Source organism: Pseudarthrobacter sp. ATCC 49987, assembly GCF_009928425.1.
GTDB lineage: Bacteria > Actinomycetota > Actinomycetes > Actinomycetales > Micrococcaceae > Arthrobacter.
Window position 1 is genome coordinate 1949186 of record NZ_JAABNS010000001.1, and the last position, 23557, is coordinate 1972742.

The 23557-nt window shown below is 63.8% G+C and carries 27 protein-coding genes and 1 pseudogene; 13 read left to right on the plus strand and 15 right to left on the minus strand.

The genetic code is table 11. The annotated features are described in order from the left end of the window. Position 1: 1 nt before the first annotated feature. On the minus strand, positions 2–316 hold the full coding sequence (locus GXK59_RS09270; protein ID WP_160666194.1) for a rhodanese-like domain-containing protein: 315 nt from the start codon (positions 314–316) through the stop codon (positions 2–4). A 132-nt stretch (positions 317–448) separates the two neighbouring features. Here GXK59_RS09270 and trxA point away from each other — a divergent pair, with 132 nt between their 5' ends. The 3 genes from trxA (at position 449) to GXK59_RS09285 (ending at position 2206) form a co-directional block, all read left to right on the plus strand. Beyond that, positions 449–814 (plus strand): thioredoxin, encoded by a 366-nt coding sequence (gene trxA, locus GXK59_RS09275; protein ID WP_160666196.1) that lies wholly within the window; start codon positions 449–451, stop codon positions 812–814. Positions 815–884: 70 nt separating this feature from the next. Next, on the plus strand, positions 885–1376 hold the full coding sequence (locus GXK59_RS09280; RefSeq protein WP_160666198.1) for an OsmC family protein: 492 nt from the start codon (positions 885–887) through the stop codon (positions 1374–1376). Between the two features lie 392 nt (positions 1377–1768). Then, entirely contained in the window at positions 1769–2206 is a 438-nt protein-coding gene (locus tag GXK59_RS09285) for an SRPBCC family protein (RefSeq protein ID WP_160666200.1), read from the plus strand. 79 nt (positions 2207–2285) lie between these two features. Here the strand turns inward: GXK59_RS09285 and GXK59_RS09290 are convergent, their stop codons facing one another. Further along, positions 2286–2750, minus strand: coding sequence for a phage tail protein (locus tag GXK59_RS09290; protein ID WP_160666202.1), 465 nt, complete (start codon positions 2748–2750; stop codon positions 2286–2288). A gap of 204 nt (positions 2751–2954) precedes the next feature. Between GXK59_RS09290 and GXK59_RS09295 the strand changes: the two genes are divergently transcribed. Continuing rightward, a complete protein-coding gene (locus GXK59_RS09295; RefSeq protein WP_237393841.1) occupies positions 2955–3758 on the plus strand; it encodes an isocitrate lyase/PEP mutase family protein in 804 nt (267 codons plus the stop codon). A 45-nt stretch (positions 3759–3803) separates the two neighbouring features. Continuing rightward, positions 3804–4595 (plus strand): alpha/beta fold hydrolase, encoded by a 792-nt coding sequence (locus GXK59_RS09300; protein ID WP_160666204.1) that lies wholly within the window; start codon positions 3804–3806, stop codon positions 4593–4595. A gap of 56 nt (positions 4596–4651) precedes the next feature. Here the strand turns inward: GXK59_RS09300 and GXK59_RS09305 are convergent, their stop codons facing one another. Then, positions 4652–5725, minus strand: a complete 1074-nt coding sequence (locus GXK59_RS09305; RefSeq protein ID WP_443094275.1) for a DNA polymerase IV — start codon at positions 5723–5725, stop codon at positions 4652–4654. Positions 5726–5853: 128 nt separating this feature from the next. Here GXK59_RS09305 and GXK59_RS09310 point away from each other — a divergent pair, with 128 nt between their 5' ends. Further along, positions 5854–6381, plus strand: coding sequence for a DUF427 domain-containing protein (locus tag GXK59_RS09310; RefSeq protein WP_160666206.1), 528 nt, complete (start codon positions 5854–5856; stop codon positions 6379–6381). A gap of 81 nt (positions 6382–6462) precedes the next feature. Here GXK59_RS09310 and GXK59_RS09315 read toward each other — a convergent pair whose 3' ends face one another. The 3 genes from GXK59_RS09315 to GXK59_RS09325 all read right to left on the minus strand — a co-directional run bounded on the left by GXK59_RS09315 (position 6463) and on the right by GXK59_RS09325 (position 8930). Beyond that, positions 6463–7242, minus strand: coding sequence for a type 1 glutamine amidotransferase domain-containing protein (locus GXK59_RS09315; protein ID WP_160666208.1), 780 nt, complete (start codon positions 7240–7242; stop codon positions 6463–6465). A gap of 113 nt (positions 7243–7355) precedes the next feature. After that, entirely contained in the window at positions 7356–8540 is a 1185-nt protein-coding gene (locus tag GXK59_RS09320; RefSeq protein ID WP_160666210.1) for a cation:proton antiporter, read from the minus strand. A gap of 39 nt (positions 8541–8579) precedes the next feature. After that, positions 8580–8930, minus strand: coding sequence for a hypothetical protein (locus GXK59_RS09325; RefSeq protein ID WP_202129097.1), 351 nt, complete (start codon positions 8928–8930; stop codon positions 8580–8582). 753 nt (positions 8931–9683) lie between these two features. Here GXK59_RS09325 and GXK59_RS09330 point away from each other — a divergent pair. Further along, complete coding sequence (locus GXK59_RS09330) at positions 9684–9938, plus strand: hypothetical protein (RefSeq protein ID WP_160666212.1); 255 nt, start codon at positions 9684–9686, stop codon at positions 9936–9938. Between the two features lie 375 nt (positions 9939–10313). On the opposite strand, the gene GXK59_RS09335 is transcribed toward GXK59_RS09330, so the two are convergent. Next, positions 10314–10973, minus strand: a complete 660-nt coding sequence (locus GXK59_RS09335) for a dihydrofolate reductase family protein (protein WP_160666214.1) — start codon at positions 10971–10973, stop codon at positions 10314–10316. A gap of 89 nt (positions 10974–11062) precedes the next feature. Between GXK59_RS09335 and GXK59_RS09340 the strand changes: the two genes are divergently transcribed. Next, positions 11063–11311 carry a winged helix-turn-helix transcriptional regulator gene (locus GXK59_RS09340; protein ID WP_160666216.1) on the plus strand — a complete coding sequence of 83 codons (249 nt, stop codon included), beginning with the start codon at positions 11063–11065 and terminating at the stop codon, positions 11309–11311. Here the strand turns inward: GXK59_RS09340 and GXK59_RS09345 are convergent. From GXK59_RS09345 to GXK59_RS20895, 3 genes are all read right to left on the minus strand, one after another. Next, complete coding sequence (locus GXK59_RS09345) at positions 11281–11889, minus strand: lytic transglycosylase domain-containing protein (protein ID WP_337248064.1); 609 nt, start codon at positions 11887–11889, stop codon at positions 11281–11283. The genes GXK59_RS09340 and GXK59_RS09345 overlap by 31 nt on opposite strands. Before the next feature lie 467 nt (positions 11890–12356). Beyond that, entirely contained in the window at positions 12357–12791 is a 435-nt protein-coding gene (locus GXK59_RS09350) for a DUF7144 family membrane protein (RefSeq protein ID WP_202129098.1), read from the minus strand. 171 nt (positions 12792–12962) lie between these two features. Beyond that, positions 12963–13085, minus strand: a complete 123-nt coding sequence (locus GXK59_RS20895; protein ID WP_272927716.1) for a hypothetical protein — start codon at positions 13083–13085, stop codon at positions 12963–12965. A 716-nt stretch (positions 13086–13801) separates the two neighbouring features. Between GXK59_RS20895 and GXK59_RS21025 the strand changes: the two are divergent. Continuing rightward, positions 13802–14167, plus strand: a pseudogene (locus GXK59_RS21025) (SRPBCC family protein); the annotation flags it as partial. Here GXK59_RS21025 and GXK59_RS20675 read toward each other — a convergent pair. Further along, a complete protein-coding gene (locus tag GXK59_RS20675; RefSeq protein WP_237393842.1) occupies positions 14155–14382 on the minus strand; it encodes a hypothetical protein in 228 nt (75 codons plus the stop codon). The pseudogene GXK59_RS21025 and the gene GXK59_RS20675 sit on opposite strands and share 13 nt — an antisense overlap. A 21-nt stretch (positions 14383–14403) precedes the next feature. Here GXK59_RS20675 and GXK59_RS20680 point away from each other — a divergent pair, with 21 nt between their 5' ends. The 4 genes from GXK59_RS20680 to GXK59_RS09370 all read left to right on the plus strand — a co-directional run bounded on the left by GXK59_RS20680 (position 14404) and on the right by GXK59_RS09370 (position 17667). Next, positions 14404–14706: a hypothetical protein gene (locus GXK59_RS20680; RefSeq protein WP_237393843.1), complete on the plus strand. Its 303-nt coding sequence runs from the start codon at positions 14404–14406 to the stop codon at positions 14704–14706. Positions 14707–15628: 922 nt separating this feature from the next. Continuing rightward, entirely contained in the window at positions 15629–16321 is a 693-nt protein-coding gene (locus tag GXK59_RS09360; protein ID WP_160666222.1) for a histidine phosphatase family protein, read from the plus strand. A 24-nt stretch (positions 16322–16345) separates the two neighbouring features. Continuing rightward, positions 16346–16900, plus strand: coding sequence for a DUF3090 domain-containing protein (locus GXK59_RS09365; RefSeq protein WP_160666224.1), 555 nt, complete (start codon positions 16346–16348; stop codon positions 16898–16900). Then, positions 16900–17667 (plus strand): SCO1664 family protein, encoded by a 768-nt coding sequence (locus GXK59_RS09370; RefSeq protein WP_160666226.1) that lies wholly within the window; start codon positions 16900–16902, stop codon positions 17665–17667. The genes GXK59_RS09365 and GXK59_RS09370 overlap by 1 nt, the downstream gene beginning before the upstream one ends. A 183-nt stretch (positions 17668–17850) precedes the next feature. Here the strand turns inward: GXK59_RS09370 and GXK59_RS09375 are convergent, their stop codons facing one another. The 4 genes from GXK59_RS09375 to GXK59_RS09385 form a co-directional block, all read right to left on the minus strand. Continuing rightward, entirely contained in the window at positions 17851–19167 is a 1317-nt protein-coding gene (locus tag GXK59_RS09375) for an ammonium transporter (protein ID WP_160669078.1), read from the minus strand. A 590-nt stretch (positions 19168–19757) separates the two neighbouring features. Continuing rightward, entirely contained in the window at positions 19758–19880 is a 123-nt protein-coding gene (locus GXK59_RS20900) for a hypothetical protein (RefSeq protein WP_272927717.1), read from the minus strand. A gap of 1528 nt (positions 19881–21408) precedes the next feature. Continuing rightward, positions 21409–22830: an amidase family protein gene (locus tag GXK59_RS09380; protein WP_160666228.1), complete on the minus strand. Its 1422-nt coding sequence runs from the start codon at positions 22828–22830 to the stop codon at positions 21409–21411. 36 nt (positions 22831–22866) lie between these two features. Further along, a complete protein-coding gene (locus tag GXK59_RS09385; RefSeq protein ID WP_160666230.1) occupies positions 22867–23556 on the minus strand; it encodes an ATP-binding cassette domain-containing protein in 690 nt (229 codons plus the stop codon). Position 23557: the final 1 nt, after the last annotated feature.

Here is a 23557-nt window from a genome sequence, read left to right on the forward strand (position 1 = left end):
CTCACTTGCCGCCGGCCTGGTAGTTGACGGGGTGTCCGTTGCGATACCATTCCGTGATGCCGCCCATGACGTTCACCGCGTCGTAGCCGTCCGCCGTGAGGTGCGCCGTGGCGCGTGAGCTGCGGCCACCGGAGGCGCACATCACATAGACGGTCCGCCCGATCGGGATGTCACCGAGGGACTGCTGAAAGCGCGACAGCGGAATATTCCTGGTCCCCGGGACGCAGGCCTCCGAGTACTCTTCTTCTTCCCGGACGTCGATGATGGATGCCTCAGGCCCGAGCGCAGCCAGATCGTTCACTGAGATGCTCTTCATGCTGGTGTCCTTTCACGATGTCCGGGGAGCCCGGGAGGGCGTCCTCCCTTCCATCATGATACCCCTGGGGGTATGAATGCAAACCGGCGTCGACCGATTGCAATAATACCCCCGGGGGTATATTCTGCTCATATGGCAACCATCGACATTTCCGAAAAGACCTTTAACGACACCATCACCGGCAACGACATCGTACTGGTGGACTTCTGGGCAGCCTGGTGCGGCCCCTGCCGGATGTTCGCCCCGACTTTCAGCAAGGCATCGGACAACCACCCGGACGTCCTCTTCGCGAAGGTGGACACCGAAGCCGAGCCCGGCCTCTCCGCTGCCGCCCGCATCACCTCCATCCCCACCCTGATGGCATTCCGGGACGGGATCCTCGTCTTCTCCCAGCCGGGTGCGATGAACGCGGCCGGGCTGGAGCAGCTCATCACCGGCATCAAAGCACTGGATATGGACGAGGTCCGGGCGAAAGTGGCGACGGCCCCGGCTTCGTAGCAAAAAGAAACCACCGGACCCCGGAACGGGGGCCCGGGGGTATGCCCACCCAAGGGATCGAGGAGTACATATGAGCAGCGAACCAGCCATCACGGCGTCGGGCGGCACAACGCCGGCCGCGGGCCATCTGACCGACGATATCCAGCCGGTACGGGTGGCGCACCTGGGCGGTGACCGCTTTGACATCAGTGTCCGCGGCCACATCATCAGGACCGACCAGCCGGCCAGCGACGGCGGGGAGGACACCGGCCCGACGCCGACGGAGCTGTTCATTGCCAGCCTCGCAGGCTGTGTCGCGTTCTACGCCCGCCGATACCTGCGCCGGCACGACCTGCCCACCGAGGGACTGGCCGTCGAGGCAGATTTCCGAATGGGCTCGCGCCCCGCACGAGTCGCCCGGATCGAGGTGCGGCTCACCACTCCCGCGGGCATGCCTGAGGAGCGGCGCGGGGCCCTGCTCGCCGTCGCCTCGCACTGCACCGTGCACAACTCACTGATGGCAGCTCCAGAGATCTCAGTGGTCTTCGCTGGCGCCCCGAACGACATTGAAGATTTTGGTTGAGATTAGTGCCGGCCAGCTGAGGAAACGGAGTGAACGGCCGGGAGCCAAGCGTCCGATGCGCCGCGCAGCACTTTCCGGGGAACCGGGCAGAGCAGGGGCAAGCAGGATGCCCACCAAGGTTAATCCCCTGAAGCTCTTCGAAATCTCAAACGGAACTCCCGCGAGCGCGTGCTAAGTGACGGTGCAGGTCTTGCGCAGACGCAGGAGCTAATTCACAATGAACTCGATGTTGGTGCCCGGCGCCTGGTGGCCTGCGTCCAGCCAGACCATGGCCTTCTCCCCCAGCGCCAACGCCTGAGCCTAAGACGTGTCCCAGTCCGAAATATCCGCGCGATAAAGATCAGGCCTGCCGAACGACGCCCCACACCCCAAATGCATGAAGGAACGCAGCCATGAGACCGATCACCGATGAGATCCTCATCGAGGCCCCCAGAGCGGCAGTGTTCGACTTCGTCGCCAATGAATGCAACGAACCGCTGTACAACCCGAACATGCTCCGGGCAGACCAGCTCACCCCGGGACCCGTGGGCGTCGGAACACGGTTCACCGCCGTCATGAAGGGGCCGGAAAGCACGACTGTGGCCATCGAATACACGGGATTCAACCGCCCCCAGGTGCTGAACTCTCTCAGCCGAACTGCGGGGATGGACATCGAAGGCGAACTCTCCTTTGCGGCCGAGGGAAACCAGACCAGGATCACTTGGATCTGGAGACTGCGCCCTCGCGGCGCCCTGCGCCTCGTCACCCCGCTGGTGCGGGCCCTGGGCAGCCGAGAGGAACACAACAACTGGAAAGCCCTCAAGAAATACCTGGAGACCCCCCGCAACTGACAGCATCAGAAGCGATATGCGCAATTTGAACGCGCGCCGGAAGCCCCGGGGGCGGCCCTTGGCGAGGAAGGTCAGCTGGTCAGTACTCGCCCTTGATCACGAAGTAGGAACCGCGGATAACGCCTGCCAGCTTTGATTTCTGGCGGGCGAACTTGAAACGCGATGCCAGTTCCTCCGGAATCTCCATACCTTCGGCGAGTTTGAATCCGACCGCCCGCTTCCCGCCGTCCTCGATGCTGTACATGACGTTGACCGACAGCCCCGACTCGTAAAACACGTAATCCATCCGCAAACCGTCGACTTCGAAGGCGGTTGCCTCGAGCGGTCGGGAGCCGATGACGATATCGCGCTCGTCCCTTAGGATGCGGCTCACCCGGTCGACCACCTCCGGAACCTCGTTTGCAGGGCTAACGGTGAAGAGGTGGTCGTACTTGTTGCGGTAGTAGCGCCCCTCGTTGGCGCGTAACCCAGCGAGCGCCCCGGCGACCGGAGACGATTCCAGGCCGGCAGTAGAAACGTTCGCGAAGTCAACAACGTATGGCATGCGCCCTCCTGATGAGATGTGTTGGACCAACGATAACGCGACGGCCTGCCTCGCCTACGTGATCGAATTCCAAGACACCCGCCTGACTCCGCCGACGAACCGGACCCCTGCCTTGTCTTGAGTAGCGTCCCTCCCTTGCACCGCCCAGCGGCGTTTGTAGACTGCAAAGGTATTCACCTATGCGGTTGGCCGAGGATGGGAAAGATGATGGCGGCTTTTCGGGATCTCCACAACACTGCGTCGCCACTCCTGCTCCCCAATGCCTGGGACGTCGGATCCGCTTTGGCATTTGCGACAGCAGGATTCCCGGCCGTCGGCACCACCAGCTTTGGTATTGCGGCAAGTGCCGGCCTGCCCGACGGCGGCCGGTCCAGCAAGGCGGTAACCGCCGCACTGGTGGCGCAGCTGTGCCGCCTGCCTGTTCACGTCACGGCGGACATCGAAGACGGCTACTCCGATGATCCCGTCGAGGTTGCAGAAACTGTGGCCCAGCTGGCTGACCTGGGCGTGGCCGGGGTCAACCTGGAGGACAGCACAGCCGGGCACCTGGTCGATCCAGCAGCCTTTGCCGGGAAGGTTGCCGCCGTCAAGCGACGCAGCCCGGCAGTGTTCGTCAACGCCCGGGTGGACAACATATGGTTCGGCGAACAGGCGACTGTGGATGCCGTCCTGCTCCGCGCCTCTGTCTACGCCGATGCGGGGGCGGACGGAATCTTTGTCCCCGGACTTGTGGTTCCGGAGGACATCCAGATCATCACCGCTGGCATTGGGCTACCTGTTAACGTGCTGGCACATCCCTCGCTGACTGTTGCCGAGCTGGGTGAGCTGGGGGTCCGGCGGGTGAGCTCCGGCTCCCTGCCGTACCGGGCAGCTGTTGACGCGGCGGTGAATGTGGTCACCGCCCTTCGTGACGGCCGGCCGGTGCCTGTCGCCACTCCGTACTGGGAGATGCAATCACGCCTTGAAGCCTTCAGCCGGCGCCCATCGGGCCCCAGGGCGGCCACATAGTCCGGGGTGGTGTTGCTGCCACGAATCGATCAATACGATGTTGACATGGAGCGACGGATCAACGACGTCCTGATTCATTACGTCGAGCACGGTGGCGGCGTGCCGCTTGTTGCGCTTCACGGCGCCGGTGTGGATCACCGAGAGATCGAGGCGGCGATCGAGGCCGTCGTCCCCGGCCCGGGATACCGGCGGATCTATCCGGATCTGCCAGGGATGGGTCACTCCACAACCGGCGACCTGGGTTGCAACGACGATGTTGTCGCACTCATCGCTGACTTCATTGATCGCCTGCAGTCCGGACCGGTGATGCTGCTGGGGCATTCCTACGGCGCATATCTTGCGCGCGGCGTGGCCTCACAGCGGCCAGACATCGTGCGCGCACTGGCCTTGCTATGCCCCGTCGCCGAGCGGTCACAAAATGTGCCCGACCATCGGGTGGTTTGTCAGGACGATAACGCGTACGACGAACTCGAACCTGAGCAACGGCAGGGGTTCGATGAGTACTTCGTCGTGCGCACACCGGCCACCGCCCGCCGCTACCGCAGCCATGTCGTGCCGGGCACAACGCTCGTCGACGCAACGGGGCTGGGCCGAATCTTCGCCGAATGGACGGTCGGCGTCGGGTCGGGCACCTTCCCGGGGCCGACCCTGATCGCAGCCGGACGACGCGATTCGATCGTTGGGTACACCGACGCAGTGGACCTGCTCAAGCGCTACCCGCACGCCACCCTCGCAGTAGTGGAAGGCGCGGGCCATGCACTCATGCACGAGCGGCCCGAGCTCCTCGCCGCGTTGCTAGGTGATTGGCTTGACCGGGCTGGCCGGGACGAAAAGTGACCACCTTTGCCCAAAGGCTCGGGCAAACGCTGCGGCGGAGCACACGCCCGACGGCGTCACCAGCCGCCGAGCGTCGGTGTATGTCCCTTTCGGGCATCGTCGGACATTGCCATTTCTGCCCGCAGGCCCAGGAGCCGGATCGGACGGCCCGCTTCGATTCCGGCTGCGAGGTCCAAGGCCTGCGCGAGGATTTCGTTCCGGTCGAATGTCTCGGGAATCTTCCTCGCGTGGGTCGTGGTGACGAACGGCGCGTACCGAACCTTCAGGGTCAGCCCAACCACGGGCCGTCCTTCGGCCACAACATCCTCAAGGACACGCGCCGCCAGCTCCCGCACGGCGTCGTCCACCTGGGCGGCCCCGGCCAGGTCGCGCTGGAAGGTGGTCTCCCGGCTGTGCCCGCGGGCAACCCAGGGGGTGTCGTCCACAACGCTGGCGCCGTCCCCGCGTCCGAGCTCCGCATACCAAGGACCCATCCTGGGGCCGAACTCCGGGACCAGGTCCGGGGGGTCGGCCGCGGCGAGCTCGGCGACTGTGTTGATGCCGAGTTTGGCCAGCCGCCCCGACACTTTGGTTCCGACACCCCACAGGTCCCTGGTGGGCCGGCTGCCCATGACCTCGAGCCAGTTCCCGGCAGTGAGACGGAAGACCCCGGCCGGCTTGCCGAAACCGGTGGCGACCTTGGCCCGGACCAGGGTGTCGCCGATGCCCACGCTGCAATGCAGCAGCGTCCGCTCCAGGACAGCGGCCTGCACCTGCCGGGCGTAGGCCTCCGGATTCTCCGTCTCAACGCCTACAAAGGCTTCATCCCAACCCAGCACCTCCACGGTGGCACCGGGCTGCGCGCGCAAGGTAGCCATGACCGTTTCAGACGCCGCGAGGTAAGCCTCCCGATCGACGGGCAGGATCACGGCCTCGGGCACTTTCCGGGCCGCAATGCGCAAGGGCATTCCGGAACCCACGCCGAACGCCCGGGCTTCGTAGGATGCGGTCGACACCACAGCTCGTTCCGTGGGGTCGCCCCGGCCGCCGACAATGATCGGCCTGCCCGCAAGCTCCGGCCGCCGGAGCACTTCGACCGCCGCGATGAACTGGTCGAGATCGACGTGCAGCACCCACCGGATTCCGCTCACGCCACCAGTCTGCACTAAACACCCCCGGCAAGCATCGGCTTTACACCGGCCTTGGCCGCTACATGTGCCAACCGGGACCTCCCCGGCGTTCGCTGTGGCATCCCAGCAGAAGATGACAGCATGGAGCCATGACTCCTCCCCAAGGTCTTCCCGGCGTCTTCCGGCGTCCCCAGCCCATCAAACCCAAGGCCGGTCAAGAATCGGTGTGGGACTACCCGCGGCCGCCAAGGGTCGAGCCGCGATCCGAACGGGTTATCGTGCGGCTTGGCGGACAGGTGATTGCCGACACCACCGATGCAGTGCGCGTCCTGGAGACGAGTCATCCGCCTGTCTACTACTTGCCATTGGACTCATTCCCTGCCGGCGTACTCGTCCCGGTCGAGGGCACCACCTTCTGCGAGTTCAAGGGAGAAGCGCACTACTTCGACGTCGTTGCCGGCGGAGTCGTCGTTCCCCGTGCCGGGTGGACCTACCCGGCACCCACCCGGGGTTTCGAGGCACTCAGTACCCGTGCGGCCCTCTATCCGGGTCGCATGGACTCCTGCGAGGTCAACGGCGAGCAGGTGGCCTTCCAGGAAGGCGACTTCTACGGCGGCTGGATCACGGGGCAGATCGTTGGTCCGTTCAAGGGTGGCCCGGGCACGGCCGGGTGGTGAGCACATCGCTCGTGCGCCGGCAAGACCGGCTGGCGGCCACCCCATCGTCCGGGCGGCCGCCACCTTGAGTGCGCTGCGGCGTTAGTGCTCGGTGCCTGCCGCAGCAGCCTTCCTGGCGTTCTTCCCGGCGTCCTTCTCGGCGCGCAGAGCCTCCGTCTCGTGCTGTTCCTCGGCTTTTTCCTGGTGGATAACCTCCGCGAAGAGCTTCTCCATCTCCTTGGCCACGCCGGCGGCTGAGGCCGGGTTCTGGCCGGTCACCAGCCGGTCATCAACTACGACCTTCTCCTCAAAGACATCGGCGAAGACGTGGGTGGCGCCCTGTTCCTCAAGTCGGTCTGCCAAAAAGAACGGGATGACCTTGTCCTTCCCTGCGGCAACCTCCTCGTCGTTGGTGAAGGCGGCCACCTTCCGGCCCTCGACAAGGCGAAGCCCGTTCTCCAATTCCACGTTCAACAGCCCGGCCGGTCCGTGGCAGACCGCGCCCACCAAGCCACCGGCGTTGTAGACGCTGGCTACCAGATTCTGCAGGCCTTCGCTGTCCGGAAAGTCCCACATGGTGCCGTGGCCGCCAACGAGATAAACGGCGTCGTACTGGTCGGGATCAACGACGTCGACGCGGGCAGTGTTGTAGAGGCCGGCGCGCGTGGCCTCGTCCTCCGTGAAGGCGACTTGGATGGGATCTTCCGAGTCCACCTCGTCGCGCGGGGGCTGGCCGCCCTGGATGGACGCGAAGTCAACGAAATGCCCGGAATCCTTGAAGACCTTCCACGGATGTGCAGCTTCGGCCACGTTGTAGCCGGTCTTCTCTCCGGTATCGCCGATCTCGGAAACGCTGGTCAGTACCATGAGGATTTTCTTCATGAAGTGTTCCTTTCGCCTAACTTCCACCCTACGCCCAGCCCAATTCAGGTCCTCCCGCCCCGTCTTAGACGGTGGTCGTCGCCTGCGCTTCGTCGCCATGTGGCTTAAGCGAACTACCCAACGACGGTCGGGCCGCCCTCAGATGGCTTGCCCGCCTGTGCCGCGGCGGACCGCGAAAACGTGCGTGCCGCCCGGGAACCCGCGATGGTGCTTGCCCCGATGCTGATGAGTGCACCGAGGATTATGGCTGCGGCTTCTCCCTGTCCCAGCAACTGCAATTGGGAGCCGATAGTGGCGGCGGCAACCGGCACTCCCAACTGGGACGCTGCAAGCACCGCAAGCGGCAGAGGCTGGCCGAGTAGCCGCAGGCTTCCATGGACCAGGAGGGTGCCCAGGCCAAGGAAAATCCCGAGGAGAATCATTCTGGGGCTTCCCGCAAGGTCGCGAAGATCGAGCGATGCTCCCAGCCAGACAAAGAACACCGGCCCTAGAAAGCCATCACTGACGGCGAAGAGTTGATGAGCCAGCCGCCGGGGTTCGCCCACCGCTGCGACCACCAGGCCGAAGGAGAACCCGGCCAGCATGATGGACACATGGCCTGCGACGGCAAGCCCGGAGAGGGCGAAGAGCAGCGCAAGTTGGATCCTCAACTCCAGGGCGAACTTCCGGTCCTCGGACACGTCATGCACCCGTCCGCGCGTGCCGCCGCGCTCCAGCCAGCGAAGCACAAAGAACAAAACCGCCGCGCTGCCCGCGACGAGCGCTGCCCCGAGGGATGCCCTCGGCGCATTGGGTGGGTCAACAGCAAGCGGAAGCGCCACAATGCAGGCGACGTCCGCCACCGCAACCTGTGCCGTTGTCATCAGGACCTTTGAACCCGTCAACCGCAGCGAATCGACGATCGGCAGGACCAAGGCTGCCGAAGAGGAAGCGAGCAGAACGATGTATAGGGGTGCATGCCCGGTTCCAAAGACAAAAGCAATGACGATTCCGACGGCGCCCGCAAGCACCGCGGCGATGCCGGCACGCAGGGCGCCGCCACCCAGGGCGGGACGGATGGCTGCGTCCCGCACCGGGACATGCGTCCCGGCGACAAACATGATGAGGGCGAACCCGACGTCGGCCACAAACGTGAACGTGGGATCCGAGGAATCCACCAGGTCCAGACCCGTTTGCCCGATGGCGATACCAGCCAGCAACTCCCCCGCCACCACGGGAAGGTGCCATTTCTTGGGAAGCGCCAGCAGCGGCCCGAGGAGAGCGACGGCGGCGATCAGCGAAAGCTGATAGAACGACACGTCCCTCCTTCTGCCGGCATTGCGGTTGGCTCGCGGAGGCTACCGGGGCGCGTCAGCCAGTTTGAGTGGAATGTCGGTGTTTTCGTCCGTGTAGTAGCTTGCGCATACCCGGTGGTAGCCATCGGCTACATGCGCGGGAATGCCCCGGGCCAGTTCGCCCCTGACCATCAGGATGGGCGAGAGCTTCTTGCCTTCCTTGATCTTCGTCAGATCAGAGGTCACGTGGGCGTTGTCCTCGGGCAGCAGCACCAGCCTCGCAGCCCGGAGAATGTCCTTCGCCTTGCGGTGCTGGATTGGGGCGACCAAGAGCGACCCGACAATGGGGGGCCACGGGACCCGCCAGTCGGTCATGACTTCGGAACAGGTGCCGCTCTTGGAATTGCCTCCCACTGCTGCCTCCACGGCGCGGATGGATAGTGGACTCACAGTACTCACGCCGTTGCACGCGGTCAACGGCGGCGCTGCTGTGGCGTGTGGACGCACTGAAACAGCCGATCGATGAGAAAAACTGAGGCATGCCAGATGGCCCCGGTCGGAAGCCTGACCCGGCTTAAACTCTGATCCTTCCAACAGCAATGAGCCCTCGCGGTGTGCGCTAAGCCTCGAAGCAGCCTCCGGCCTGAAGGTTCATGGACTCCGTGGCCTTTCGCCGGGGAACACGATTCCGAGCTGGTTCCTGATGGCGTCGGCGACGGCCATGGTCCGGATGGATTCGGCGAGCGGCCGTTGCGGGACTTCCAGCTGCCCTGCCGCAATGGCACGGGCGACGGCGGCAGCATCGTAGTGCAGGCCGTCAAAGTGCCCTCAAAGTGCCCCCGGCCGGCCCTTCATAGGCCAGTCGGGTGCCGTCCGGGAAGCGGATGGCGAAGCCGCCAGGCATGTTGAACGGCCCGTCAGGGAGGCCTCCGTGCATCGCATGCTCCAGGCGATCGTATTGAAGCGCTCACGACGAAGCTTATGGGAGGGGACTGCTGTCATGGCGGATCGTGAGAATGGTGTCATGTGGATTCACACGTAATGCGTAATGAGGGGAGCGAAAGATCCTTCCTGCCACTGCGGCGGTCCCGGCAAACCTCACTGCACCCAGTAGAGAACCAGGGGTCGACGCTAGGCTGAAAGCTCCTCATGAATTAGTCTATTGAAATGATTAATCCAAAGCTTGCCAAAAGACTTGCAACCATTTCCTTGACTCTTGCCATGGTGGCCGGTGGTAGTGTCCTGGCCGCGGCCCCAGCTCAGGCCATCACGGGCCCCGGCTGGACGCGCGCATGGACCACGCCGCAGTCGTATTGCATCAAGGTGATGGGGCAATACGCGGCCAAGGGATACCTGACCACGGGATGCACCTACTACGGAACGTCTGCAAGTGGGGGCGGCTACTTCGACTACCACCGCTGATTCTCCTGCCAGCAAGTCGCGCTCCCAATGAGTACCTGATTGCCGGTACTCATTGGGAGCGCGACCTAATTGAATTGGTCAACTTCACCCAGAGCCTGCCCTGGTCGAGTGCAAAGGCTCCCGCTCGGTGGACAGAAGTCAGTATCGCCATCGCCGTGGCGCGCCGCGCCGCGCTGCGCTGCGGCGTGGCACGGCCGGTGCATCACCACCAAGCATGTGCTTTCCGACAACAGGCAACTGATAGTGGACTTTATGTCGGCGCCCATCGCCCCTCCCCAGCCCCAGCCCCAGGTGTATCTATCCGCCTTTGAAACCTAAGGCGCGATCCGGCGACTATCTGAGGACTGGCACCAGCCCTGCGCCATACATGTCGGCCTACCGGGCCGTGCGACGAGTGAAGATCAGATGGACGACTCCGAATGGAGAAGGTGTCGCTTCGATTTCAAAGCGTTGCTCGAGTCCTTCGAGTCCATCCCAGAGCCGTTCGCCCCGGCCCAGGACGATCGGCACAAGGACGATGTGCATGTGGTCGATCAGATCGGCCTCGAGGAACTGTCGAACCGTGCTGACGCCGCCACCGATCCGGACGTCGAGGTCACCGGCCAGGGCGCGGGCCTGCTTGAGCGCGGAGACGGGGTCGGCGTCAACGAAATGGAAGGTTGTTCCGCCTTCCATTTCGAGTACCGGCCGAGGATGGTGTGTCAGAACAACGACAGGGGTGTGGAAGACAGGGTTATCGCCCCACCATCCCTTCCATTCCTCGTCCTCCCACGGACCGCGTTGAGGGCCGAACTTGTTGCGCCCCATGATCTCCACGCCTATCCCGGGCCCCCACGTGCTGGCGAACGCCTCGTCGACGCCGAAGGATCCCTCCGACTCCCCGTGGATGCCCATCTCGCGGAAGGTGCGCGTCTCGAAAGCCCACTCCACCAGCCGTGAGCCTGCGTGACCGAACGGAGCGTCGAGTTGCTGGCCCTCGCCGGCGCCGAAGCCGTCGAGGGAGACCGAGAAGTTATGCACGCGGACGAGGGACATGTCATCTCCTGAAGTGCTTGTCGTTCGCAATCACTTTATGGTGATCGAACCCAACGACTCAAGAGCGCCGATGGGAGAATAAAGCCGCGATGCACCCGGAACCGCGTATCGGATTCCCCAACCATGCGGCGCTCGAGTTCCTCGGCGCCGGATGGGCGCTGCTGGTTCTGCGCGACGTGATCTGCGGCCACCCGCGCCACTTCAGGGAATTGCTGGCCCGGTCAGAGGAAGGCATCACCTCCCGCATCCTCGCCAGCGGCTTAAAGCACCTCGTGGATCCACCGCCATGGGCGTTCGGCCCGTGGGCTCATTCGGCGGTGCCCGTCTTCACGGCGTAAGCGGTGGCTTGGGCCCGCACCTGGCGAATGTAAGGATCGGACTGGTTGTAGGAGTAGATGGCGTCGGTCCATCCTTGCGCGGTTGAGAGGTCACGGCCGTGGGCGCAGAGATAGGTCGCCGCGCTGAGGGCGGCGTCGTCGATATTGAACGGGTCCGCTGTTCCGTCCCCGTTCCCGTCCCGCCCCACAAGCTGCCAGGTGGAGGGAATGAACTGCATGGGTCCGACGGCGTGGTCCCAGCGGGTGTCGCCGTCCAGGGCACCCGCATCCGTGTCGGCGATGGCGGCGAATCCGGCGCCATTGAGGCTCGGGCCCACAATGGGGCCGCTCGACTGCCCTGCGGTGTTGAGGCTGCCGCCGCCGTAAGTTCCGTGCGCTGATTCGACGGAGCCGACAGCTGCCACGGTGTTCCAGCCGATCCCGCACATCGGAGCGGAATCGTTGGCAGTGGCTGCCGCAGCAACGTAGGCCCGGAGCGCGCGGGCAGGGATCCCGGTCTGCGCGGCAGCCCGGATGAGCCACTGGGCATCCGGGCTCGGGGTCACGTTCACGGCAGTGGTGATCCCGGTGGATAACATGTGAAGCTTCGCCCCCGCTCGCGGAGGTGCAGAAAGAGGGCCTCGGGCCTCTGCGCCGGGCTGCCGGGTTGCCCAGAACGAGAAGGCGGTGATGAAGCCAACCGCAAGCAGGCTGACAACCATAAGGCGTTTTAGACGGAGCACCGACTAATCAAACCATCCACGCTCCGTGACTGGTTGACGAAACGGTTCTCAGCGGATCAAGTAGGCCGTCGGGTCGGTCGCGGGTGCTTGGGCCGGCCACCCGGACCTGACACCAAACGCTCCACCCGGTGACGATCGTGTGCGTCGAGAACCGAGCCAGGTAACCGTCGGCGCCCTTCTGTTTCAGCGCGCCATGTCTTCCGCGTCCGGGACGTTTCGATCGCTGCGCCGTCGCGCGAGATGTTCAGGATGCAGAAATTGACACGTCCTGCCAGTTTCCCGTTGACGCCCAGTTCCAGAGGAAACCCGTTTGCGTTTCCGGTCTATGAGTTGACGTTTGGCGGGGTTTCTCCGGTCCGGAGCTCGTCGCCGTGGGCGATGATCGCGTAGATGATCAGCACGTCGATGGCGATGACGATCAAGGACCACCATGGCTGCGCCGGAATGAGCATCAGTTGAACGACCGCGCTGACGCCCGCAACGACGACAGCAAGGACTCGAGCCCACGTTGCACCGGAGAAGAGCGCGACCGCGGTGAGGATCAAGAGCGCCCCAAGAGCCACATTCCACCAGCCCCACCCCTTGGCATCGAAGAGGAACAAAGTACCTGGTGTAGACAAGTAGTAGGTGTCGGGTCCTGTGAGCGCGACGAGGCCTTGAAGGCCGCTGAAAACGCCGTTGATGATCAGAATGACTCCGGCGAAACGGACCCAACCGGTCCAGCCAGTCGAAGCGACAGGATGATGGGCAGTACTCATTTTGCCGACCGCTTTCCGTTGAATGCTCTCTGCCGCCGGCCTCATGGTCGGCGCAGTCGTGACGTGAAGCTAGTACCAATTCCGACTATGTTCCTCGCAGTCCGGGCCGGTCAATCGCGATCCGACGGACCGCCTCAGCTCCATCCTGTGCCTCCGGCGAAGTGCCGCACCTCATCCGCGCCGGGTGACCTCACGCACCGGGGTGGGCTTGCGGTCCTGTTCCGGCAGTTCGGCGGTGCCGGAGGGAAGGTTGTCCAGACCGAGGAACTGCCCGGAGGACCAGTGGAAGAACACGTCGGCCCTCCCCGCCATGAACGGTTAACGAGCGACAACGCTACCCAAACGCAGAGGGAGCCAGCCGGCCACCAACAAAAATGGGCCCCCGAAGGGGCCCAAAGTGAACATTTGTCCACACTCAGCGGCCTACAAGCCCTTGAACAGGGAAAACACGTGCCCGAGGTGGGACTCGAACCGGGTTCCAGCCCTTGAATTTCCGCCACTCCCCCGCAAAACCTCCGCAATCCGGGCCAGCCCGGCACCAGTACGCCCGATCCGAAGCCCAGGAGTGTGCAAAATGTGCACACCCCTATTTTCCGTTCCGGAGCGCCACAGGCCACGTCGAAGGGATGCGGCGTTTGTTAGTACTGGCAGATCCACAGGCTGCAGCACTGTCGAATCCCGTACTCGACTAAACCCGCTGGCAGTAGAGGCTTCGGCTAAGGGCCGGAGCAACCTCCCGCCCTGACGGATATTCACGGCGTCCACCTCCGTTCAGTCATCTCATGACCGCATCTCAAGACACCCACCTGACCACACCAGCGAGCCCCGGTGACGACTTCGCCAATTCCCCTCCGATATCGGCCTTCTTAGTTCTGGAGTTGCAGTGGATTGCGATGAATCCGCCAACAGGGTGCGGGGGACCTTTTCCTCTGGGGTAGGCACATACCTTTCGACTGCACTGGAACTGTCAACTATCCGGTTGATGATTCTGCCCGATAGGAGAATGAGCAATGGCGAAGAACCTGGTTCGGAGCGTAACGATCGATGCGCCAGCGGAGAAGGTTTTCTCCTTCCTGAGCGATCCGTCACATTGGATGCTGGCGTTCCCCGGTGAGTCAGAGGTCACTGAAGTCAACATCAAGCCAGACGGAGTCGGCACCTCCGCGCGGTGGTCCGCCAAAATGTTCGGCATCAACATGTCTGTGACACACGAGCATCTGGAAGTGATTCCCAAACAGCGCATCGTGTCCAAGGCCTCGGTGGGTCCAGTGCTCACATTCTCCCTCGAGCCGGTGGCCGCCGGCACGGAACTAAGCGTTGAACAGAGCTTCGATATCCACCCGCCGTTCGTGCGGGTTCCGGTTCAGGCGCTCTTCGCCAGGTGGTCCGAAAGCGATATCGACGCCTTGGTGGCCAACATCAAGAGCTTGGTGGAGAGCGCCGTGAAGGCTGTCACCGAGGCCGAGATGGCGAAGCTCCCCCATACGCTGACGTGGTCCGGCGAAATCAGCATCGACGCCCCGGTGCAGCGCGTGTTCGATTTGGTGAAAGATCCGACCGTGTGGCTGGGACCCGAGGTCCAGATCACCAATTACAAGCCCTCGCCCAGGGCGTGGGGACAACGTTCGAGGCCGCGTGGAAGGTCCTTGGCATCCCGCTCAAGACGACGCACGAGTACACGGAGTTCGTTCCGGGCGAGCACTTCACGTCGAAGGCGGCGTTGGGTCCTGTCTTCAACGTGGCAGTGGCACCGGAAGACGGGGGGACCCTGCTGAGGATGCGGTCCGACGTCGTCCCGGCCAACTGGGCGGAGGCCGCGGTTGACTCCCTCGTAATCAAGATCTCAGAGCGCAGCCAGGACGAACTCCTAGCCCGCATCAAAGCCACTACAGAAGCAATCGGCAGGCGATCCTAGCACCACTGCGGGGACAAGCGCCGACTCCATGACCGGTAGCGCCTCCGGCGTCAGGTGAAGCATCAACGCCGGCGACCTTTGGCGATATCCCAACCACATCGTCGGCCGTCGTCGAAGGCCACCCCACGCTAGTACACGGTCCTGCGCGGCAGCGCGGACGCCTTCCGGGACGGCCGCGGCCGTCCCCAAGAACCGCATCGCAGCAAACGAACCTCAGCCACACAATGGGGCAAAGCAACGGTCCAGCCGCATCTGCTAACTCAGCAAAACCCACCATCCAGACTGAGCTGCTGCGGTGATTTCGGACAGCGGAATTAGTGGAAACCTCAAAGCATAATCAGAGACGAGCCGATGAAACTGCACGGCCGATTGTCAAGGTGACCCCAAAGACCCAGACGGTACGTGTCAGGAAACGTTGCAACGGACCCCAACCTGCTGTGAATGCGACAAGTCACTTGAAGCCGAATTGGTTAATGCCCCAACCGGACGGTAAAAACGCTCCCCCAACGCTTTATTACCCACTCCTGCGTCGCGGACATGAAGTCCATTGGGACTTCTCTTCGCCAGGCATGCGGGCAGCGGTTCTGGGCGCACAGCGCGGGGTCGGTGTGGTCCATCACAACCAGTGGCACACGACCCGCTCTGAAAGGGCGGGAACTATTGGATCCGACGCGGGCGGGTACAGGACGTCCTCCCTGCGGGGGCCGACTTCGGCCGGGGGTTCTGGCTGTGCCGGTTCTTCCGGTTTTGCTGCGTCCTTTGCTGCGTCGACCATGGGCTGGTCAATGCGTGCCGAGTCCGTCTGGGTGGCTTTGAGCGCGTCGGCGTGATTGAAGGTTCCGCCAGAGTGCTTTATCTGCCTGTTCGACGCGCGACCCGGTACGGTTCACACCGCCATCGAGCGGGTGGCTAGGCTGGGTGGATGGCGACAGTTATCCTCGTGCGGCACGGCCGCACCACAGCCAATGCCACTGGACTGCTGGCCGGCCGGGCCGTCGGCGTCAGCCTGGACCAGATCGGGCGCGACCAGGCGGCTCTGACCGGAGACCGGCTCGCGGCCGTGCGCGTAGTCGGGGTGGTGTCGAGCCCTCTTGAGCGCTGTCAGCAGACCGCCCAGCTCATCCTCGATCGCCAGGCTGGCACGCCGTACGCGCCGGTCGATCTCGATCTCACCGAGTGCGACTACGGGCAGTGGCAGGGCCGCACGCTCCATGATCTCGCGACCGAGGATTTGTGGCCGGTTGTGCAGTCGCAACCGTCCGCCGTCGTCTTTCCCGGCGGTGAATCCATGGCCGCGATGCAGGCTCGGTCGGTGGCAGCGATTCGACGCCACGATGCAGCGTTCGAAGCCGAGTACGGGCCAGGGGCCGTGTGGGTGGCGGTGAGTCACGGTGACATCATCAAGTCAATCCTCGCCGACGCGCTCGGCATGCACCTTGACCTGTTCCAGCGTATTAACGTGGGCCCCGCCTCCGTCTCGATCGTCCGCTACGGCGCTAGTCGGCCGAGCGTCCACGCGACCAACACCGACGCAGGTGATCTGTCGTGGTTGTCGAACGGCATCCACTCTGGCGATGCGCCGGTGGGCGGCGGTGCAGGGCAAAAGGAGCCATGAGCCTCATGTGCCTAAAATACTGACATGCCTACACGTGTTCATGAGTTTGCCTGGCCTGATCGGGTCGTCGTTGGCACCATTGGCCTTCCCGGGGCGCGCACGTTCTACCTGCAGGTGCGCGCAGGGACGCAGATCGTGAGTATTGCTTTGGAAAAACAGCAGTCGGCTCTGCTCGCGGAGAAGATCGACGAAATTCTCGACCAGCTCATCACCGTCGAGGGCAACCCTTTCAGCGTTCCCACGAGTACTCCCATTGAACTTGTCGACAATGACCAGCTTGAGGCCGTTCAGGAGCAGTTTCGCACCGGCGCCATGAGCTTAGGTTGGGACCCAACCACGGCCCAGGTCGTAATAGAGGCCTACCCCGTCACCGATGTCGATGCTGATGACAACGACCAATCGCTTGATGAGGACGGCGCTAACGAGCCCGAAATGCTGCTGGTGCGAATGCCGGTCGGCACCGCCCGCGCATTCGCCAAGCGCACCCGTGAGATCGTGGGCGCGGGGCGTCCGACGTGCCCGCTCTGCGGTTACCCCATGGACGCCGACGGGCACATCTGCACCCTTCCCGAGGCCTGATGCCGGCGCCGGACCTAGTGACCGCCGAGCTGACGCTCACCGGCCGCATCACGACGGCTTCAAACGCTACATTTCTGGGCAGCATCGGCGACGTGGTGGTCGTCTATAAGCCGATAGCAGGCGAAAGTCCGCTGTGGGATTTTCCCCAAGGCACCCTGGCTCACCGGGAGGTGGCCGCCTATCTGGTCTCGCAGGCCTTCGGCTGGGACGTCGTGCCGCACACCTGGCTGCGCGATGGTCCGATGGGCGAAGGAATGGTGCAGCTGTGGCAGGAGCAAGACCCCGCCCAAAGCGCCGTGAACCTGGTCGCGACGGACCACGTGCCGGAGACGGGCTGGAAACACGTTCTCGAGGGACGAGATGAGAACGGACGGATGGTCGCCCTCGTTCACGAAGACTCGCCAGCGCTCAGACGCATGGCGGTGTTCGACATCGTCGTCAACAACGCCGACCGCAAAGGCGACCACATTCTTGCCATGACGGACGGACACCGGCACGGCGTGGACCATGGGCTCACATTTCACCGTGACCACAAGCTGCGCACGGTGCTGTGGGGATGGCTGGGAGACGCTCTGACCGCCGAGGAACGCGACGGCATCGATCGTGTCAGCGAAGGACTGCACGGTGGGCTGGGCCGAAACCTGGCGGACTTGCTCAGCGCTGAAGAAATCGCATCGCTCGCCACGCGCTGCGCCCGGTTGCGCTTGGCAGGGCGGTTTCCGGCTCCGAGCGGTGAGATGCCGGCGGTGCCCTGGCCGCTGTTCTAAGTGAATTACGACTACGGGCTTCGCAGGGTGCGTCACGCTGATGGCATGGATCTTAAGGCAGCGGCGGAGCCCAGCATTCCTGAGCGCGAGCTCGACTGGAGATTTTCCTGGCAGCGCACCATCGCAACGAAAGAGGACGACGGCGGGAGGTCCCGCCGTCGTCCTCTCCATCCCGTCGGTGGGTCAGACGAGGCTGTCTTCCTTCTCGCGCTGGGCTGCCCGGATCGCATGGGCGGGCGCCGCAGTGTGCGTGGAGTGCGGGGCGTGGCCATGGTGCCCGAAGGGGTTGAACCGGCTCAGGGCGAGCTCGGCGAAGGCGTAGGCGCTCTCGGCGTGTTCGGAGCGGTCCACGCCGGCGATCTCGTCCTCGTGGCTGACCCGGAATCCGAGTGTCTTGTGGATGGTGAGGCCGATCACGGCCGTTCCGAGCCCGGACAGGGCAACCGTGATGAGCACGGCGACAGTCTGCGCGACGAACTGGTGGAGGCCGCCGCCGTAGAGGAGGCCCCCGCCTTCGCCTTTGACCGGAAGGGCGATGAAGCCCAGTGCCAGGGTGCCGAGGAGGCCACCGCCAAGGTGGACGCCGACGACGTCGAGCGAGTCGTCGAACCCGAACTTGTACTTCAAGTCCACGAACACGGCGCAGGCCGCGCCGGCGAGCAGGCCCAGGCCCAGTGCGGCGAGGGGGCTGATGTTGGCACACGAGGGCGTGATCGAGACCAGGCCGGCGACGGCGCCGGACGCTGCGCCGAGGGAGGTCGGGTGGCCGTGCCGGATCTTCTCCGTCACGAGCCAGCTGATCACGGCTGCGGCCGGGGCGGCCAGGGTGTTGATCCAGATCAGGCCCGCCTGCTGGACGGTGGTGGCGGCGCCGGCGTTGAAGCCGAACCAGCCGAACCACAGGATGCCCGCGCCCAGCATGACGAACGGAATGTTGTGCGGGCGGTGGGCCGGGTCTTTGCCGAAGCCGTGCCGGTTTCCCAGGATCAGTACCAGAACGAGTGCCGCGGTGCCGGAGCTGATCTCAACTACGGTGCCGCCGGCGAAGTCGATGACCTGGCCGAAAACGGAACTGACCGCTCCGCCGGCGCTCATGAGGCCGCCACCCCACACCATGAAGGCGAGGGGGCAGTACACGGCGGTGATCCAGATGGGGACGAAGATGGCCCAGGCGGTGAACTTGGTCCGGTCAGCGATGGCGCCGCTGATCAGGGCTACGGTGATGATGGCGAAGGTTGCGCTGTAGCCGGCCTTGATCAGGTCCGGCGAACCGATGATGTTGCTCAGCCCGAAGCTGGTGAACGGGTCGCCGACCACGCCGAGGATGCCAGTGCCGGTGGTCATGGAATAGCCCCATAGGACCCAGACGACGCCGACGATCCCGACAGAGACAAAGCTCATCATCATCATGTTGAGCGCAGCCTCGGCCCGGGTCATTCCGCCGTAGAAGAGGCCGAGCGCCGGGGTCATGAGCAGCACGAGTGCCGCCGAGACCATCATCCAGATGCTTCCCGCAGTGAGTTCCACCTGCGTGTCCCTTCCTGTCGTGCCGCCATACCGGGACATGTCGCCGCCGGCCCCCCGATCCGGATTCAATCTTCGCCGAGACATGTTTCGGTTAAGGGGGGGAAAGGTTGCGGGCACATTACAGGAATCGCCGTGGCGTGAAGATCACGTGACAGCCATGTTTCGGGAATGTTAACGGGGTCTCTCCGTCAACCCTTTCGGGTGCACCCACGCGGGGCCGGATCCCCGGAATGGCGGGGGCCCGCGGGGAGTTGGAGAAATATGCGGTGAACCGCGGGATTCCGAGTTCTGGCTGTGGCAGATGCCGAGGGAGCGGCTGGGGAGCTCATTGTGTTGCAGCGTCCTGATCTGATCCCACCCAGCGGAGATTGGTCAAGCGGGGCGCAGCTCTTGTGTCAATGGCCAATAGTTTGTGCCCATGGACGGCCAGCAAAAGTGCCCGCTATTGGCCATGAAAACGGCGCACTCATGGCCACCAGATCTGCCCACCGGGTGTTGGGCGGCGTTGGCCATGTAGGGATGTGGGTTTAGCTCATTGGCGTGACTCCTTTTCCGGCCAGTGGCTAGCTGAGGCGGATCGATTCTCCTGAGGTTTGGCAGACGTGCGCGTGGTGCAGCAGCCGGTCGACGCACAGGCAATCGGCAAAGATCCGGTCTGGGTCGTCGCCGCGCGGCTCGTCCAGCATGCGTTGACGCCAGCGGAGACAGAGATCGTCCGGATCTGGTTGAGACAACTTGGCCAGCTCCCACCGCCAAAACAGCGAGGACAGCGACGCCCGACACCCAGAAGCGGATGCGGGATGACGGGAAAAATGATGGCTACGGCGGCGGGCCAAATGGTGGCAAGGCCATGGCAGCGCGTCGCGCCAACTCCTACAGCTCGCCCCCGAGGCCGGCCCCGCCTGCCGACTGGCCGGGCTCAGCCAGCTCATGATCAGCTCCGGATCAGTTGCCCTGTCATGCCCCCCCCCCGCATTCCTGCATGAACAGGTATCAGAGCGGAAAATCCGGACGGGCCGCAAACCCAGGTCCAACTACAGAATAATCAGCAAGTCATGTTGTACGCGGCTCTAGCCACCATGAAGTAGTGAACGAGCCTCTGAACTGCGGAAACACTGTGCCCGAGGTGGGACTCGAACCGGGTTCCAGCCCTGGCAAACACTGGACTCCAGCCGAAACATACGGAAACCGGCCCAGTCCGGCACCGGTACGGCCCAGTCCGGAACCCAAAGTGTGGACACTGTCCACACCCCCACTTCTCCCCACCAGGGGCCCCCAAACAGCCGCACCCGCATCGACAGGGTGCGGCGCTTCTTTGCCCTGAAACTTGATCCTGCTGGAGAAGTTCAACCGCGGCTGCAACCGGGTCATGCCCGCCCTCGTTGCCGAGTCTTGGGCATGCAGCACGGCATGCTCAGCCTCTCGACTCTCCATCACCAAGTCACCTCCCTTCAAGCCATTCATGATCCCATCGGCGTACCGCTGCATGACCAGGCAGCGCTCCTTCAGATGCTGACCGCGGATTAACAGAGCCACACGAAGACAACGGAACCCCGGCGGCGCCACCAGCCGCCGCCACAGCACGGTTCCAACGATCAGGCCTGGCCCAGAACGCAGCACGAACTGCCCACGACGGCATAACGTTGTCGTGTCCCGTTAGGGAACCCCCTGCGGGACGCGTCAGAAGATATCAGCCGGCAGTCGGCTCCTCGTCGTTGGCGACAGCCTCGATCCAATCCACAGCCTCGTCCGAAAGCTGGGGACCGTCTGCTGATTCGCCGGCCCACCACTCAGAATCGGTAGTGCCGCCGGTAACCGCCATGATGTGGGCGATGACATGCGGCGGCAGCGGCTCCCCGTTGTGCTCAATGAGCCAGCCGCGTGTTTCCGCATCGACCGCGTGGATTATGGGGCATTCGATCTTGGCCGCGGGTGGATACTTCCTTGGGTAGTGCGGTCGGAGCCCACCGGTTCCACAAGTATCGGTAGACCACGTGCCGAGGTCGCACCCGGTCCACTGTCCCAGTTCCAAGGAACTGGAACGCCGAGGTCCTTCCAAAAGCAGCAGTGATCGAACCACGTAACTACATCCGTCCAGTTCTCAGGCGCCTCAGTTTCAGCCCCCATCATGCGCCCCCGCCAGAGCCGAACTTCTGTGGGGTGGGGGAGCTCCGCTGTGCCCGTCCTTGAGGCGGGCTCCCCCAACCCCAGGCGTTACCCCGTGGGCTCGATCGGGGTGTGCACTCCTGAGTGTGCCTCGATGATCTCACCGGCGTCGAACAGTGTGTCTTCGCGGAATTTTCGGCCGATCACCTGGACGCTTATTGGCAGTCCGTCGGGGTTGGCGACCGGCACGGACAGCGCGGGGAATCCTAGGGCTGCGAGTGACATCATGGGCCACTGCGCGTTGATGACTGCCTGCATTCGGTCCACGCCCTGGACGTCGGCATCAACTTCGAAGGTCCGGTCCGCGGAGACGGGAGTGATCAGCAGCGGGTACTGCTGCAGGAACAGCTGCATTTCCCGGATCAGGGTGCCGCGTCGGGCGTATCCGCGTATGTATGCCTGTAGTCCGAAGTCGTTGGACATTCTGCGGGCCACCGCGAACTGGTTGTCCGCGGACCTGCGGATGGCTTCATCGCCGAGTTCTTCGATGGCTGGGGCCAGCTCGGGGAATTCTATTCCTTGCACCAGCTGCCACCACAGTCTCCATGCCTCGGCCAGCAGTGGGAGTTCCACTTCTTCGACTATGTAGCCTGCGGCTTCCAGCGCGCGCGAGGCTTTCGTGATGGCTGTGTTGACGGCAGGGTCAGGGCTCTTGATCCCCACATCACGGACGACAGCTACGCGCGCAGGCCTTTGCAGCGGTTCCCCCGTTAGTGGCACGGGCATGCAGAACGGGTCTTCTGGGCTCCAGACGGCCATGGTGGCCAGTCCGAGGCGGGTGTCAGCGACGGTCCGTGCCAGCGGTCCCTGGACGAGCATGGTCTGGACACCGAGTAGTTGATCCTGATCGTGCGGACCGTACCAGGAGGGCACACGTCCGACGGTGGGCCGGAGGCCCACCACTCCGCAGCTGGCTGCGGGGTAGCGAATTGATCCGCCAATGTCGTTGCCGTGCGCCAGCGCCCCCATGCCTGTGGCGACGGCGGCGGCGGCACCGCCGCTGGAGCCACCCGGTGTCCGGTTGGGGTCCCAGGGGTTCAATGTACGTCCGTGCAGATCATTGTCGGTGAACCAACGGATGGAAAAAGCGGGGGTGTTAGTCCGTCCCACGAAGATCGCCCCGGCCTTGCGCCAGTTGGCCACATGGGGGCCGTCACAGTCCACGACGGCGTCCTTCAGGGCAGTGACTCCGTTGGTCGTGGCGTGCCCGGCCTGGTCGCTGTTGATTTTGATGGTGACGGGGACCCCGTGCAGCGGCCCGGTCACCTCTCCGGACGCCCGGCGGCGGTCAGCCGCATCCGCGGCGGACAGCGCTTCTTCAGCGGACACTTCGGCCAAGGCATTTATATGGGGGTTGACCGAATGAATCCGGTCCAGCGCTGATTCGGTTGCCTCCCGTGAAGTTATTGTTCCGGTTCGTATGGCCTCTGCCGTGCGCACGGCGCTCCACTGCCAAATGTGTTCAGACATTGCTTTCCTTTCAGGTTGGGTGTGGTTGTCCGGCCTTTAGCCGACTACCAGCAGGTCCATCAACGGGTCCTGCTGCTCACGGAGGGCGCCTGTGGGTTCGTCCAGGACAATCCGGCCCTTGAGCATGGCAATGACACGGTCTGCGTACTCGAGTGGCAGGGCGGGTCCTTGTTCTACGAACACGACGGCTGTGCCTGTTGCGGCCACGGCGCGTAGGGCCTGCAGCGCTGCGTGGGCCAGGGAAGGTTGCAGTCCCTGGGAAAACTCATCGATCGCGATCATCTTTTCCCCGGCGAGTATGGCCCGGGCGATGCCGACCTGCTGCTTCTGGCCTCCGGAAAGTTGACCGGCGGGTTGATTGGCCCGCTCGGTCAGGAGCGGGAACAGCGAGTAGATGTCCACCGGTGGTTGGTAACCTCGACGACGGGCCAGCTGCAAGTTTTCCTGAACGGTCATACTGGGGAACACGCCGCGATCATCCGGCATATATGTCATGCCCCGACGAGCAAGTGCCTCAGGTTTGCCGACCGGGAGCCGCTTACCGTCGACGCTGATGCCTCCTGCATGAATCTGGCAGAGACCGAAAATCGTGCGGAGCAGGGTTGTTTTCCCGACGCCGTTTCGCCCCAGCAGGGCCGTGACTTCTCCGCTGTGAATGGTCAGGGACACGTCGTCTACGACGCGGGTTTTGCCGTACCCCGCCGCAAGATTTGTCAGTTCCAGCATG